13 protein-coding genes are annotated in these 13,838 nt (G+C 42.4%); 9 read left to right on the top strand and 4 right to left on the bottom strand.

The window, feature by feature from the left end:
- Window positions 1–5: 5 nt before the first annotated feature.
- The 6 genes from ispF to rpoS all read left to right on the top strand — a co-directional run bounded on the left by ispF (window position 6) and on the right by rpoS (window position 5,216).
- A complete protein-coding gene (gene ispF / locus PSF16_RS10260; protein WP_006659380.1) occupies window positions 6–518 on the top strand; it encodes a 2-C-methyl-D-erythritol 2,4-cyclodiphosphate synthase in 513 nt (170 codons plus the stop codon).
- A complete protein-coding gene (gene truD, locus PSF16_RS10255) occupies window positions 484–1,536 on the top strand; it encodes a tRNA pseudouridine(13) synthase TruD (protein WP_006659379.1) in 1,053 nt (350 codons plus the stop codon). The genes ispF and truD overlap by 35 nt, the downstream gene beginning before the upstream one ends.
- Window positions 1,514–2,275: a 5'/3'-nucleotidase SurE gene (gene surE, locus PSF16_RS10250; protein WP_006659378.1), complete on the top strand. Its 762-nt coding sequence runs from the start codon at window positions 1,514–1,516 to the stop codon at window positions 2,273–2,275. The genes truD and surE overlap by 23 nt, the downstream gene beginning before the upstream one ends.
- Window positions 2,272–2,898, top strand: a complete 627-nt coding sequence (locus tag PSF16_RS10245) for a protein-L-isoaspartate(D-aspartate) O-methyltransferase (RefSeq protein WP_006659377.1) — start codon at window positions 2,272–2,274, stop codon at window positions 2,896–2,898. The genes surE and PSF16_RS10245 overlap by 4 nt, the downstream gene beginning before the upstream one ends.
- Before the next feature lie 215 nt (window positions 2,899–3,113).
- Window positions 3,114–4,175, top strand: a complete 1,062-nt coding sequence (gene nlpD, locus PSF16_RS10240) for a murein hydrolase activator NlpD (protein WP_272689212.1) — start codon at window positions 3,114–3,116, stop codon at window positions 4,173–4,175.
- Window positions 4,176–4,229: 54 nt separating this feature from the next.
- Entirely contained in the window at window positions 4,230–5,216 is a 987-nt protein-coding gene (gene rpoS / locus PSF16_RS10235; protein ID WP_006659375.1) for an RNA polymerase sigma factor RpoS, read from the top strand.
- Window positions 5,217–5,273: 57 nt separating this feature from the next.
- Here the strand turns inward: rpoS and miaE are convergent, their stop codons facing one another.
- The 3 genes from miaE to PSF16_RS10220 form a co-directional block, all read right to left on the bottom strand.
- Entirely contained in the window at window positions 5,274–6,047 is a 774-nt protein-coding gene (gene miaE / locus PSF16_RS10230) for a tRNA isopentenyl-2-thiomethyl-A-37 hydroxylase MiaE (protein ID WP_006661021.1), read from the bottom strand.
- Between the two features lies 1 nt (window position 6,048).
- A complete protein-coding gene (mutS, locus tag PSF16_RS10225) occupies window positions 6,049–8,616 on the bottom strand; it encodes a DNA mismatch repair protein MutS (RefSeq protein ID WP_272689211.1) in 2,568 nt (855 codons plus the stop codon).
- 205 nt (window positions 8,617–8,821) lie between these two features.
- Window positions 8,822–9,712, bottom strand: coding sequence for a LysR family transcriptional regulator (locus tag PSF16_RS10220; RefSeq protein ID WP_006659372.1), 891 nt, complete (start codon window positions 9,710–9,712; stop codon window positions 8,822–8,824).
- A 124-nt stretch (window positions 9,713–9,836) separates the two neighbouring features.
- On the opposite strand from PSF16_RS10220, the gene PSF16_RS10215 reads away from it, so the two are divergent.
- The 3 genes from PSF16_RS10215 to PSF16_RS10205 all read left to right on the top strand — a co-directional run bounded on the left by PSF16_RS10215 (window position 9,837) and on the right by PSF16_RS10205 (window position 12,757).
- The gene (locus PSF16_RS10215) at window positions 9,837–11,483 is read left to right on the top strand and encodes an alpha-keto acid decarboxylase family protein (RefSeq protein WP_272689210.1); all 1,647 of its coding nucleotides are present in this window, start codon (window positions 9,837–9,839) and stop codon (window positions 11,481–11,483) included.
- A 257-nt stretch (window positions 11,484–11,740) separates the two neighbouring features.
- Complete coding sequence (locus tag PSF16_RS10210; protein WP_036961522.1) at window positions 11,741–12,010, top strand: DUF1471 domain-containing protein; 270 nt, start codon at window positions 11,741–11,743, stop codon at window positions 12,008–12,010.
- 201 nt (window positions 12,011–12,211) lie between these two features.
- On the top strand, window positions 12,212–12,757 hold the full coding sequence (locus tag PSF16_RS10205; RefSeq protein WP_272689209.1) for a DedA family protein: 546 nt from the start codon (window positions 12,212–12,214) through the stop codon (window positions 12,755–12,757).
- Between the two features lie 47 nt (window positions 12,758–12,804).
- Here the strand turns inward: PSF16_RS10205 and PSF16_RS10200 are convergent.
- Window positions 12,805–13,838 (bottom strand): thiamine pyrophosphate-dependent enzyme (locus tag PSF16_RS10200; RefSeq protein ID WP_272689208.1); only part of this gene is annotated, 1,034 nt, incomplete at its 5' end.

Raw genomic sequence — 13,838 nt, 5'->3', positions numbered from 1 at the left:
AAAAAATGAGAATCGGACACGGTTTTGATGTGCATAAGTTTGGCGGTGAAGGTCCCATCGTGATCGGTGGTGTTCGCATTCCCTACGAGCAAGGTCTTATCGCACATTCCGATGGTGATGTTGTTTTGCATGCACTGACAGATGCTATTTTAGGCGCAGCAGCACTTGGGGATATTGGTAAATTATTCCCTGATACCGATCCTGCCTATAAAGGGGCGGATAGCCGTGTTTTACTCAGAGAAGCATTCTGCCAAGTCCGTAAAAAAGGGTATTTGATTGGCAATATTGATGTCACTATCATGGCACAAGCACCGAAAATGCTGCCACATATTCCACAAATGCGTGTGAATATTGCCGAAGATCTCGAATGCCATATGGATGATGTCAATGTGAAAGCGACCACCACAGAGCAATTGGGTTTTGTGGGTCGTAAAGAAGGGATTGCTTGCGCCGCTGTGGCTTTACTTATCAAAGATAATAGTAATGAAAGTTATGAATGTTCAGTACCTGCATGGTAAGCCCCTCTCTTCGGGGACGTTAAAAAGTATTCCTGAAGATTTCGTGGTGAAAGAAGATTTAGGTTTTGAGCTTGATGGGGAAGGCGAACACGTTATGGTTCGCGTCGAAAAAACAGGCTGCAATACATTATTTGTTGCGGAACAACTGGCAAAGTTTGCTAAAATTTCAGCACGGGCAGTGAGTTATGCTGGGCTAAAAGATAGACACGCGGTCACGGAACAATGGTTCTGTTTACAAATGCCAGGTAAAGATACCCCTGATTTTTCTGCTTGGCAGCTTGAAGGCTGTCGTGTTCTTGCCGTCACGCGCCAAAAGCGTAAATTACGGATTGGTTCTCTCAAAGGTAACCAATTTGAAATCACGTTGCGTGATATCACGAACGCAGATGATGTGGAGCAACGCCTACAAAAAGTGGCTAAACTGGGTGTTCCTAACTATTTTGGTGAACAACGTTTTGGTCGTGATGGACAAAATCTTGTCCAAGCACGTCGTTGGGCAAACCAAGAAATCACAGTTCGTGAACGAAATAAGCGTAGTTTTTATCTCTCTGCTGCACGAAGTGCTATGTTTAATGATATCGCGAGTGCGAGAATTGCGAATAATACGGCGCAGTACGCGATGTTGGGAGATGCTTTGCAACTCACTGGGAGAGGAAGCTGGTTTGTCGCGACCGCAGAAGAGTTGGATTCACTGCAAGCTCGCTTACAGTCTTCAGAATTAAGTGTGACAGCGCCGCTTCCTGGTGATGGCGATTTAGGTACCCAAGAGGACGCACTGGCTTTTGAAATACATTGCTTAGAACAAGATTATCAGCCATTTATGGCGCTAATGAAAAATGAGCGAGTTTCTCCAGCAAGACGCGCTGTGCTTGTTAAGCCGCAAAATTTGCAATGGCAATGGTTAGACTCGTCAACCGTGAAACTGGATTTTTTCCTGAATTCAGGCAGTTTTGCGACCAGTGTTGTACGAGAAATTATCAATCAGGATTGTGTTGATGCTGAATATATTATTGAGTAACGATGATGGGGTAACAGCGCCGGGGATACAAACTCTGGCAGCGGCGTTACGCCAACATTATCATGTACAAGTGATTGCACCCGATCGTAATCGAAGTGGGGCTTCAAACGCACTAACTTTAGATAAGCCATTAAAAATTCAAACATTAAGTAATGGTGACCTGGCTGTTCAAGAAGGAACACCAACCGATTGTGTGTATATTGGGGTGAATAAAGTGGTTCGCCCTCGTCCTGATATTGTGGTGTCGGGCATTAACTGTGGTCCAAACCTTGGGGATGATGTTATCTATTCAGGTACTGTCGCGGCAGCAACAGAAGGACGCCATTTGGGATTACCTTCTATTGCCGTTTCACTTGATGGCGAAGTGCATTATGACACGGCCGCTAAGGTAACTTGCGATATCCTCATTATGTTGCAAAAAAATCCATTACGTGCGGGAAATATCTTAAATATCAATGTGCCAGATATTCCTTACGAAGAGTTAAAAGGGATCAAAGTGACCCGTTGTGGTAGCCGCCATGCGGCATCTAAGGTCTATAATATTGAAGATCCTCGCGGGAATATGCTGTATTGGCTAGGTCCGGTAGGTGAGATTCGCGATGCAGGACCGGGCACAGATTTTGAAGCAGTACAAAATGGCTATGTTTCGATTACGCCTCTGCAAGTAGATTTAACCTCTTATAAAACGCAGGCAGTGTTAGAAGAGTGGCTAGATAAGTCAGGAGTGAAGGCAAAATGAAAATTGGGCTCATGAAAGAACTGCTGGCACAGTTGCGCCAACAGGGAATTCACGATGAGCGCCTATTAGACGCGCTCGCGCTTGTTCCTCGCGAACGGTTCGTTGACGAAGCGCTATCTCATAAAGCCTACGATAATATCCCATTACCGATTGGTCATGGGCAGACGATTTCACAGCCGTATATTGTCGCAAAAATGACCGCATTATTAGCGGTCAAACCCACAGATCATGTTTTGGAGATTGGGACAGGGTCTGGGTATCAAACTGCGGTACTGGCGCATCTTTGTGAGCATGTTTATTCAGTCGAAAGAGTCAAAAGCTTACAATGGACGGCGAAGCGTCGTTTTAAATTATTAGATTTACACAATATTTCAACTCGCCACGGTGATGGCTGGGAAGGGTGGCAATCTAAAGGTCCTTTTGATGGGATCATTGTGACAGCTGCACCTAGCGAAATACCGTCGTTGTTACTGAAACAGTTAAAAGATGGGGGACGATTAGTCCTGCCTGTTGGTGACAAAGATCAGGCTCTGAAATTGATTACCCGTCGTGGTAATGACTATCATACGAACGTGATTGAGAAAGTCCGTTTTGTTCCTCTGGTTGCCGGTGACTTGAGCTAATTACCTTTTGGGTTATCTTTTACTCATAGGGTATTTTGCTCAAACTGTTAAGTGATAATCTCAATTTGTTATACTTTTGATACATTTAACTTGTCCATTATTTTATATTTCTGCTTTAATAAGCGAAATATTTTAAGATACTAATATTCAATAAGCATAAATTGCATTCTAACCCTTTAGTATCAGGTCAGACTTTTCTTCACGGGAGAAGAAATATGAAAATTGTTAGCCCAATAAACAGAATTCGATGGGCGGTTATCTTTTCATTTAGCGGTGCTTTATTAGCAGGATGCTCAACGCCTTATCATCCAGCAGCACTGATTTCGAGTGTGAATGATGGAGGTTCTAGCCAACAAACGGCGTCAAGAACTGTGCCGAACCCACCGACTAACACGGGAATGAGTACGGCGATGCCTTCAGATAGACCTAATTTATCGTCGAATAGTTCGATGGGTAATAGTGCGTCTAGACCTGTATCAACAAGTAGTGATGGCCGGATTGTTTACAACCGAGACTACGGTCAAATTCCGAAGGGAAGCTATAACGGTAATAACTATACCGTTCAGCGTGGAGATACTCTGTTCTATATCGCCTATATAACTGGTAATGATTTCCGTGAGTTAGCATCGAAAAATAACATTCCGGAACCATACAGCCTAAATGTAGGTCAGGTGATAAACATTGGTAATGCAAATGTGAGCTCGAGCACACAATTAGCATCAAATAGTCAACAGCGTCCGGTTGATCTTCAACCAACTAATGGGTATCCTGAAAATAGTAGCGGGCAGAATTCAGGTAAGATGTTGCCGAATAACAAGAAACCAACCTCTACGGTTTCTACGACAACAGCAAGCCCAACCACTACGACTGCAACAGCCACAACCGGAAGTAGCACAAATAATTCGTCAATTAAATGGCGTTGGCCAGCAGATGGGAAGATGATTGAAGGCTTCTCTGATGCTCAAGGCGGGAACAAAGGTGTCGATATTGCCGGTTCTCGTGGTCAATCTGTTATTGCCGCTGCGCCGGGTAAAGTCGTATATGCTGGCAATGCACTGCGTGGATATGGAAATCTCATAATAATAAAACATAACGATGACTACTTAAGTGCCTATGCACATAACGATACGTTACTTGTGCGTGACCAACAGGATGTTGCTGAGGGTCAGAAAATAGCCACAATGGGTAGCACCGGAACAAGTTCTGTTCGTTTGCATTTTGAAATTCGTTACAAGGGAAAATCAGTAAACCCGCTGCGTTATTTACCGCAGCGATAAACTGGGCGGGGTGTATTCGCATTCCGTCCTCATTATCTAGGGTCGGAGTCACTGATGAGCCAAAGTTCGCTGAAAGTTAACGAGTTGTATAATGACCTCGATGAAAATGCGATGGATGAAGCATTTGATGAGAGTCAATTTAAAGAAGAGGATCTAGCTTCAGAACTGGATGAAGAAACGGATTTACTCCAAAGCGCGAGTCAACGCGTTTTGGACGCAACCCAAATTTATCTCAGTGAAATTGGATTCTCTCCACTCCTCACAGCAGAGGAAGAGGTTTTCTATGCTCGCAGAGCCCTTCGGGGGGATGTGGCGTCGCGTCAGCGTATGATAGAAAGCAACCTGCGTTTAGTGGTAAAAATATCTCGCCGTTATAATAACCGAGGATTAGCCTTACTCGATCTGATCGAAGAAGGAAATCTCGGGTTGATTCGTGCCGTTGAAAAGTTTGACCCTGAAAAGGGCTTTCGTTTTTCAACGTATGCGACATGGTGGATCCGTCAAACGATTGAACGTGCCATCATGAACCAAACTCGAACCATCCGCCTTCCTATTCATATTGTCAAAGAGCTCAATATTTATCTTCGTACTGCCCGTGAACTTGCCCAAAAGCTAGATCATGAGCCAAGCCCTGAAGAAATTGCTGAGCGATTAGACAAGCCTGTAGAAGATGTCAGCCGAATGCTACGTTTAAATGAACGTATCACGTCCGTTGATACACCGATTGCAGGGGATTCAGAGAAGTCATTGTTGGAAGTCCTATCTGACGATAATGAGTCGGGACCTGAAAACACAATCCAAGATAACAACTTAAAAGAAAATATCGTTAAGTGGTTATATGAATTAAATCCGAAGCAGCGCGAAGTATTAGCACGTCGTTTTGGTTTATTGGGTTATGAAGCGGAAACTCTGGAAGAGGTTGGGCGCGAAATTGGGCTCACTCGTGAAAGAGTTCGTCAAATTCAGGTTGAAGGTTTAAGACGTCTTAAAGATATTTTGCAAGGTGAAGATTTAACGCTGGAAGCGTTATTCAATATGTAATCTGCTGTGTTTGAACTCAAAGCCCCTGTTGTCATTGATAACAGGGGGCTTTTCTTTTTAGCCGGCGGAATTAATCGGTATACCGCTGTGGAATTTAAAATCGTCATCTGGTGTTGAAATCAACTGCGCCTCAACTTCCCCGTAAAAACGTACACGCTCGGTAATATCTGTTTTGCTAATTGATTGAGCGAGTTGCAGATAGTCTTGGTAATGACGTGCTTCTGAGCGTAAAAGTGACGTATAAAAATTGGCAAGTTGCTCATCCAAATGAGGGGCTAACTTAGCAAACCGTTCACAGGATCGCGCTTCAATATAAGCACCAATAATTAATTTATCGACCAGCGTTTTTGGGTCATGTGGATCTAAATGACTAAATAATCCTTTAGCATAGCGCCCTGCGGTGATCCCATCATACGTAATACCCCGTTGATGCAGTATTTCCAATACTTGATAGAAATGGTGCAGCTCTTCTTTGATTAACAACACCATTTTATCAATGAGATCTTGGCTATAAGGTGACTGCTTTTTGGCTAAAATTTGTTTAGAAATTTGATTCTTGTTTTTCAATGTATGCACATCACCAATCCGATCATAGGCGAAGGCTTCATAGGGTTTGAACCATTCTAAAAGGATAGCTGCGCTTTCTTTATCAACGGCATATTTGCGAATTAAAAACATGGCGCTTTGCGCGGCTTTTAATTCACACAATAAATGGTCCTTCAAAATAATGGGCAAATTTTCAGGCTGACTCGCTTTGTAGATCCATTCATCAGGCGTTTCACACTGTAAAAATTGCTTAATTGGCGCTAATAATTCAGCGTACTCATCCATGTTAGTTATCCATTTCCTTTAAACGATATAACCAGTCAAGGGCTTGGCGTGGGGTGAGTTTATTGGGGTCAATGTCTTCTAAAGCGGCTAATACGGGAGACGGTTCTTCTTCTACTGCACCTAAGAAGCTTAGCTGAGCGCTATCTACATGGCTGGCATTGGCATTATTGGAGATAACTTCTAACTCTTTGAGTTTTTGCTTAGCGCGTTTAATCACTTCTTTCGGTACACCCGCTAGAGAAGCAACGGCTAAGCCATAACTTTTGCTTGCTGCGCCATCTTGGACATTATGCATGAAGGCAATGGTATCACCGTGCTCCATGGCATCGAGGTGAATATTAACCGCACCTTCCAGTTTTTCCGGCAGGGTAGTTAATTCAAAATAGTGGGTGGCAAACAGGGTCATTGCCTTGATACGGTTGACTAAATTTTCTGCACAAGCCCACGCTAATGAAAGCCCATCATAGGTTGAGGTACCTCGACCAATTTCATCCATCAGAACTAAACTGTGTTCAGTCGCATTATGTAAAATATTCGCTGTTTCTGTCATTTCTACCATAAAGGTTGAACGTCCAGAAGCAAGGTCATCAGAGGCGCCCACACGCGTAAAAATACGGTCAACAGGACCAATCACCGCTTTACTCGCAGGAACAAAACTACCAATGTAAGCCAGCAAAGTGATCAACGCAGTTTGGCGCATGTAGGTGCTTTTACCGCCCATATTGGGGCCTGTAATGATCAGCAAACGGCGCTGTGGAGAAAGGGATAGCGGGTTAGAAATAAATGGCTCACTAAGTACTTGTTCAACAACAGGATGTCGACCTTCAGTAATCTGAATACCGGGTTTGTCCGTCAATTGAGGGCAGGCATAGCCCAGAGTGTCCGCTCGTTCAGCCAAAGTGGAGAGAACGTCCAGTTCAGCCAGAGCTTCTGCACTGGTTTGTAATGCGGCTAAATGAGGCAGTAGTCTATCAAACAGTTCATCATACAGGGCTTTTTCGATAGCCAGTGCTTTGCCTTTTGATGTTAGAACCTTATCTTCATACTCTTTCAATTCAGGGATAATATAGCGTTCTGCATTTTTCAATGTTTGGCGGCGTACATAATGAATTGGGGTGAGATGGCTTTGCCCACGACTCACTTGAATGTAGTAACCATGTACTGCGTTATAGCCCACTTTCAGGGTATCGATACCCAGTTTTTCACGTTCACGAATCTCTAAGCGGTCAAGATAATCTGTTGCGCCATCAGCTAATGCTCGCCATTCATCGAGTTCACTGTTATAGCCAGTCGCAATAACACCACCATCACGGACTAATACTGGAGGAGCGTCGACAATCGCCTTTTCTAGCAGGTCTTGTAACTCATCGAATCGACCAACCCGTTGGGTTAACGTATTCAGGTAACCACAGTCTGATTGTGCCAGAATTTGGTGAATATCCTGATATTGCTGGAACGCATGGCGCATACGTGTTAAGTCACGAGGGCGAGCGGAACGTAAAGCGAGTCGAGCAAGGACTCGTTCCAGATCACCAATTTGACGTAAGAATGGTTGCAGCTCAATGCCATATTGTTGCAAGGCTCCAATGGCTTGCTGGCGGTTGGTTAACACGGTGAGATTACGCAGTGGGGTATGAAGCCAGCGTTTTAGCATACGGCTACCCATTGGTGTCACACATTTATCCAAAATGGCGGCGAGTGTGTTTTCTGTTCCACCCGCAAGGTTTTGAGTTAACTCTAAGTTTCGGCGTGTTGCTGCATCTAAAATAACATTATCTTGTTGTTTTTCCATAATAATGCTACGAATGTGCGGGAGTGCTGTTCGTTGAGTATCTTTAACATATTGCAGTAAGCAACCCGCTGCACGTAAAGCTTTATGGGCATTTTCAACGCCGAATCCGACCAAATCTTTGGTGCCAAATTGCAGGTTTAATTGCTGTTTTGCCGTGTCTAATTCATATTCCCAAATCGGTCGACGGCGTAATCCTTTATTCAATTCAATCAAGGGCATGCTGGCAAAATCTTCAGGATAGAGTAATTCCGCAGGACGAGTACGCTGAAGCTCAGCTTTTAATGACTCATCATCATCGATTTCACTGATAATAAAACGACCTGATGCGATATCTAAGGTGGCGAAACCATAACCTTGGGATTCTTGCCAAACTGCCGCTAATAAGTTGTCTTGGTGTTCATTCAATAACGCTTCGTCAGTGATGGTGCCAGGGGTTACGATCCGCACGACTTGGCGCTCTACAGGACCTTTGCTGGTGGCAGGATCGCCAATTTGTTCACAAATTGCGACAGATTCCCCCATTTGCACCAATCGCGCTAAGTAGTTTTCTGCTGCATGGTGAGGGACACCCGCCATTGGAATTGGCTGCCCCGCAGATTGACCGCGTTTGGTAAGAGAAATATCCAATAATTGAGACGCTTTTTTAGCATCATCAAAGAAGAGTTCGTAGAAATCTCCCATACGATAAAACAGTAAAATATCGGGATGTTGCGCTTTGAGTTTTAAGTACTGTTGCATCATCGGCGTATGAGATTCGAAACTTTGGTTTTCTGTCATGTTTTTAACTTGTTGAATATTGAATGTATTTATGGGCTTCTGACTTTCGGTGCCAACGTCATTTTATCTTGTTGTTATAGTGGACGCGCGAAGAGTCGAAAGGTGCATTTGCGCCCATCATAGTAGCCCAGTTAAGGTAAAACTTGTACTAATGGGAACGAAAAAATGGTCAAAAGTTTGAAAAAGAAATGAAATGGTTAAATCTCTAAGATTTAACATTCAACATTTTTAATGCTAACGCTATCCATGCATTTGCTCTACGGCTAGGATGCGCACCTTTTAAGGTAGATAAGGCAAGCTCATAAGCCAACACTGGCTCCGTAACGGGAATAATGGACAGCCCATCAATGTGATTTTTTTGCCACATACTTTCAGGAAGTAATGTAACCCCGACCCCAGCCCGTACCATCGCCATAACAAGGTCTAAATGCCCGCTACGCCCAGCAATCATCGGTTTTTTACCATGAATACCACAAGCACTCGTCACCAATTCATTGATGCGATAGCTATCTTGGAAAAAGATAAATGGCTCATTCAGAATTTCTGCAAATTTAACGATGTTTTTAGAGGCTAATGGATGCTTATCATTAACGAGTAGCATTAAACGGTCAGTTGCGAATCGGTATAAATTAAATTGTTGTTCATCAAATGGAGACATGATCGCTGCGGTTTCAACATCTCCTCTGAGCATAGCATCCATCATGTGGTTAGAGCTTAATTCAATGATTTGTAATTCAACTTGTGGGAATTTTTGGCTAAATTCCATGATGATGTCGGCAAAGTAGGTTGAAGCGATAACAGGGGGTAAGCCAACTTTTAACACCCCAGAGAGGGGATCTGATCTGTTTTTTAATGCATCGTTCATCCTGTCAAACTGCTCCAGTATTTGCCGTGCATGGTTGAATAAAATCTCGCCTTCATCTGTCATTTTTACCCCGTCAGTTTCTCGGATTAACAACGTGTATTCGAGCTCTTGTTCTAACTTTTGAATACTACGGCTGATAGCGGGTTGAGTGACGCACAATTTATCTGCTGCACGACTAAAGTTGTTTTGCTGAACAACTTCAACAAAATAGCGTAATCCTCGAATCTCCATCCTAACCTCTATGATATTTTGTTATAGCGATGATGATTATAAATAATTTCCGTTAATGCAATATTCGAGCTAGTAATAATACAAAGCTGAATAATCAGCCATCATTATTATTGGGAATGAAACAATGAAAACAGTTATCGAATATGTTCTTGATCGCCTGCATATGCTGGGTATTAACGAGGTCTTTGGTGTCGCGGGTGATTATGCTTTCCCTATCGAAGATGCGGTCTGTGAAAGTAAAACGTTGCGTTGGATAGGAAATTGTAATGAGTTAAATGCGGCTTATGCCGCAGATGGCTATGCAAGAATTAAAGGAATCGCTGCACTTTCAACAACTTTTGGGGTGGGTGAACTTAGTGCTTTGAATGGCTTAGCGGGTTCGTATGCGGAGCATCTACCCGTCTTCCATTTGGTTGGTATGCCAGCCAGTGGTGTACAAAAAAGCCATCGTCTTGTTCACCATACATTGGGGGATGGTGATTTTGATGTGTTCTATAAAATGAGTCAGCACTTAAGTTGTGCTCATGGGATCTTAACGCCAGAAAATTGCATTGATGAAACAGAACGATTAATTGCAGCGGCACTAAAAGAACGTCGACCAGTCTATATGGGGTTCCCATCCGATTATGCGGTAATGCCGGTTATGGCTAAAAGTCAGCATGAAAAGCGTATTCCGCTAAAAAGTGATGACCAATCCTTAAAGGCGGCGGTGAATGCGATTTTGGATAAACTGAGTGTCAGTCAAAAAGCGTGTATTATTCCGGGGATCCTCTCTGCTCGTTTAGGGTGTTCGGATAATGTGCAGGCAATTATTGATAAGACGGGACTACCTTATGCCACCATGTTTATGGATAAGGGGATTGTTAGTGAATCTAACCCGACTTACATGGGGATATATAACGGCAAGTTAATGAATGCGCAAGTTGGGGAGTTCGTGGAGAGTTGCGACTGTATTTTAGGTATTGGTGCAGTATTGACTGATTTTAATTCGGGAAGTTTTACGGCATCGATCTCCCCTGAACAGCGTATTAATATTTTAGCGGATCATGTGAAAGTGGGTTCAGCTATTTATCCGAATGTCGTCATGAAAGAGGTGTTAGAAAAACTGCAAATATTAGCGCCTTCATTACAGCATAAAGGTATTAAGGCGCAAGGATTAGGCGAGCCAAGAAAAGAGGCTAATGGACAAATTACAGCACAATATTTGTATCCTCGTTTAGAGCAGATGTTTAAAGCGCAGGATATTATTGTTGCGGAGACCGGCACGGCTTCCATGGGGCTTGGTTTTGCGCTATTACCTAAAGATGCCCAATTTCATAATCAAACATTATGGGGCTCTATTGGTTGGGCAACACCAGCGGCTTTTGGTGCTGCGATTGCGGCGCCAAACACACGTGTGATTTTAGTGACGGGGGAAGGCTCTCATCAGTTAACAGCACAAGAAATTAGCCAATTTGCGCGCTTTGGTTTAAAGCCGATTGTGCTTGTGTTGAATAATGATGGCTACCTTATTGAGCGGTTATTATGTAAAGAGCCGGAGGCCTATTATAACGATTTACCTCAGTGGAATTATGCGCAACTTCCTGCTGTATTAGGCTGTGATGATTGGTTTTGCCAAACAGTAACGACTTGCGACGAGCTAGATGCCGCCATTAAACAGGCTGAAATAACAGACTCAGCTGCGTATATTGAGATTGTGATGGACCGCTATGCGGCTTCCGATTTGGCTAAAAAACTCGGTAAATCTGTAGCATCGTTATATTCATTCTGATGCTAGGGATAAGCTTGTATTTGTTGCTATTTTTAGCTCTAGTTTTAAAAAATTAACATTGCACAAATAAAAGCAATATTTGTTCAATTCAGCATGATATTAAATTTGATCTTATTCATGGCATTCTTTATTTTAATAGATAGATATCATTTTTTACTAATAGATAAATAACGCTTCTTTTGATGATTATCAATATTGGGTTTTCTAAAAGTGGAAGTGTTAATTAATAGTCATTTATTTAAATAAAGGTGAATTTGATGAATAAATTAAAAGTAGCACTGGTTAGCTTGATGTTTTTAAGTCCATTTGCGATGAGTGCAACTGAAATTAATTATGTTCAATCTATGGAAATGAAATTAGTGGGTAACATTAATATTGTCATGAATGCAGCGACAACAACGGATTATGTGAATGCGGTGTCACAAAAAGCAGATGAAGCTGGAGCAAAGTATTTCATCATAACGTCAGTTAATACTGAAGGTGAAGGCAACGATATCTCAATCAATGCTAGCTTATATAATAAATAGTCTATATTTATATTTTATGCGTTGTGATCCCCTGCACTTAAGTCAGCGTTAAGTGCAGTTTTTTTATGTATCGCTATCCTAACCAGCAATTTTCCATCATATTGAATCAACTCGCAGAGACCTCAAATTTCATATTTATTTGTGCTAAGATTTTAGCCAGAGATATCGCTTATTGATTGGTTTGGAAAGGCTCCTCATTTTATGTCTGAAGTTTTAACTCATTGGTTAATGGAATATGGTTATTGGGCTGTATTTCTTGGTGCAATGCTTGAAGGTGAAACGGCTGCCTTTTTATCAGGGGTTGCTGCCCATAATCAATTACTTTCTTATCCTTTGACGATGTTATTTGCTGCTCTGGGCGGTGTGTTTAGCGATAACGTACTTTTTTTCGTTGGGCGCTATGCGGGAGCGAAAGTTTTACCTAAATTTCAAAAGCATCAACATAAAATCGTGCGGGTGCAGCAATTGATACAGCGTCATGAAAATTGGATTATTATTGGAATTCGATTTGCTTATGGCATGAGAACCATCGGTCCCATTATTATTGGTGCTAGCAAAGTGAATCCGCTGAGATTTTTTGTGTTAAATATTTTTGGCGGTGCAATTTGGGGATGCCTGATTGTTTCTATTGGGTACTTTGTGAGCTCACTTGTATTGTCACTTCCATTCCATCCTCACTTTTCTTGGTTGGTTATTGCTGCGTTAGTCATCGTGGGTATTTGGTGGATTCGACGAAAAAAACGGTAAGTATCAATAATGATAAGCCACCAAGTGATGGCGGCGAGTAGCGATATTTAAGCGGTGTGAGCCTTTGGTATCCCAGCGCGAATGATTTCCCCCATTTTTTTAAGTAATTCTGATGCTTCATACTTGTCAGTCATAATTTCTATATAGGCGGCAGTGTCTATTCTTTCGAGTGTATTAAGAACGCGATCGAGCTCTTCACAGGTTGTCACTGTTTGGCAATACCAATTTTTGCATCCAAGGGTCGCAGGGAGTTGCGCATAATTCCATGGATGTACGTCGTTATAATAAGCTTCAGGCTGATGGCAGAAAAGACGTTCAATAAGGTAGCCATCATTATTGAGAACAAAGATCAGCGGCTTAAGTCCCCAACGTGCAAATTGGCTAATTTCTTGAGCCGTTAATTGGTGTGAACCTTCTCCGGTCGCGAGAATGACTCGACGATGGGGGGCTGCAAGGGCTGCGCCTAATGCGGCAGGTGTCGCCCAACCAATAGAGCCCCATAAGGATTGGGTTTGAAATGAAACCTCTTTAGGAAGAAGTGCAAAGCCTAATCCCATTGAGAATGTACCGGTATCTGCAAACACAATGTCATTTTGCTTTATAAATTTTTCAAATCGTGGATATAAATAACTACTCGTTATTTTTCCTTCATTGTTGGAGATGGGGTTTCCTAAACCATGTGCTTTTATTGATGTGCTAGGAATAAATGTCAAAATATCTTTGAGTTCATTCAAAAGCTCATAAATATAAACTTGAGTATAAACAATAGAATCAATCACCACGTGATCGTCCATAATCTGAATCAGATTGTCAGGGAGAATATTGGCGCTGAAGCATCCTGTATTTACATCACTCATTGCTGCACCAATATTTAAAATGCAGTCACAGTTTTCAATAAAATCAGCGACTGCTAAATTCATTAAATGTCCGGAATACATTCCCATATATTGAGGGTCTGTCTCATTTAAGACGCCTTTATCCATAAACATGGTGGCATAGGGTAGATGAGTTGATTTGATGATAGCTTCGGTTTCTTTGACTAAATCAAACCGCGAAATGAGGGAACCAATTAATGCACAAC

The sequence above is a fragment of the Providencia sp. PROV033 genome (assembly GCF_028484855.1).
GTDB lineage: Bacteria > Pseudomonadota > Gammaproteobacteria > Enterobacterales > Enterobacteriaceae > Providencia > Providencia alcalifaciens.
The sequence above is the reverse complement of the archived record's forward strand: the minus strand, read 5'-3'. Positions and strand labels throughout refer to the sequence as shown.

Bases quoted from the DNA above. Each gene is read 5' to 3' on its own strand.
- ispF (WP_006659380.1), top strand. From the start codon at position 6: ATGAGAATCGGACACGGTTTTGATGTGCATAAGTTTGGCGGTGAAGGT.
- truD (WP_006659379.1), top strand. From the start codon at position 484: ATGAAAGTTATGAATGTTCAGTACCTGCATGGTAAGCCCCTCTCTTCG.
- surE (WP_006659378.1), top strand. From the start codon at position 1,514: ATGCTGAATATATTATTGAGTAACGATGATGGGGTAACAGCGCCGGGG.
- PSF16_RS10245 (WP_006659377.1), top strand. From the start codon at position 2,272: ATGAAAATTGGGCTCATGAAAGAACTGCTGGCACAGTTGCGCCAACAG.
- nlpD (WP_272689212.1), top strand. From the start codon at position 3,114: ATGAAAATTGTTAGCCCAATAAACAGAATTCGATGGGCGGTTATCTTT.
- rpoS (WP_006659375.1), top strand. From the start codon at position 4,230: ATGAGCCAAAGTTCGCTGAAAGTTAACGAGTTGTATAATGACCTCGAT.
- miaE (WP_006661021.1), bottom strand. From the start codon at position 6,047: ATGGATGAGTACGCTGAATTATTAGCGCCAATTAAGCAATTTTTACAG.
- mutS (WP_272689211.1), bottom strand. From the start codon at position 8,616: ATGACAGAAAACCAAAGTTTCGAATCTCATACGCCGATGATGCAACAG.
- PSF16_RS10220 (WP_006659372.1), bottom strand. From the start codon at position 9,712: ATGGAGATTCGAGGATTACGCTATTTTGTTGAAGTTGTTCAGCAAAAC.
- PSF16_RS10215 (WP_272689210.1), top strand. From the start codon at position 9,837: ATGAAAACAGTTATCGAATATGTTCTTGATCGCCTGCATATGCTGGGT.
- PSF16_RS10210 (WP_036961522.1), top strand. From the start codon at position 11,741: ATGAATAAATTAAAAGTAGCACTGGTTAGCTTGATGTTTTTAAGTCCA.
- PSF16_RS10205 (WP_272689209.1), top strand. From the start codon at position 12,212: ATGTCTGAAGTTTTAACTCATTGGTTAATGGAATATGGTTATTGGGCT.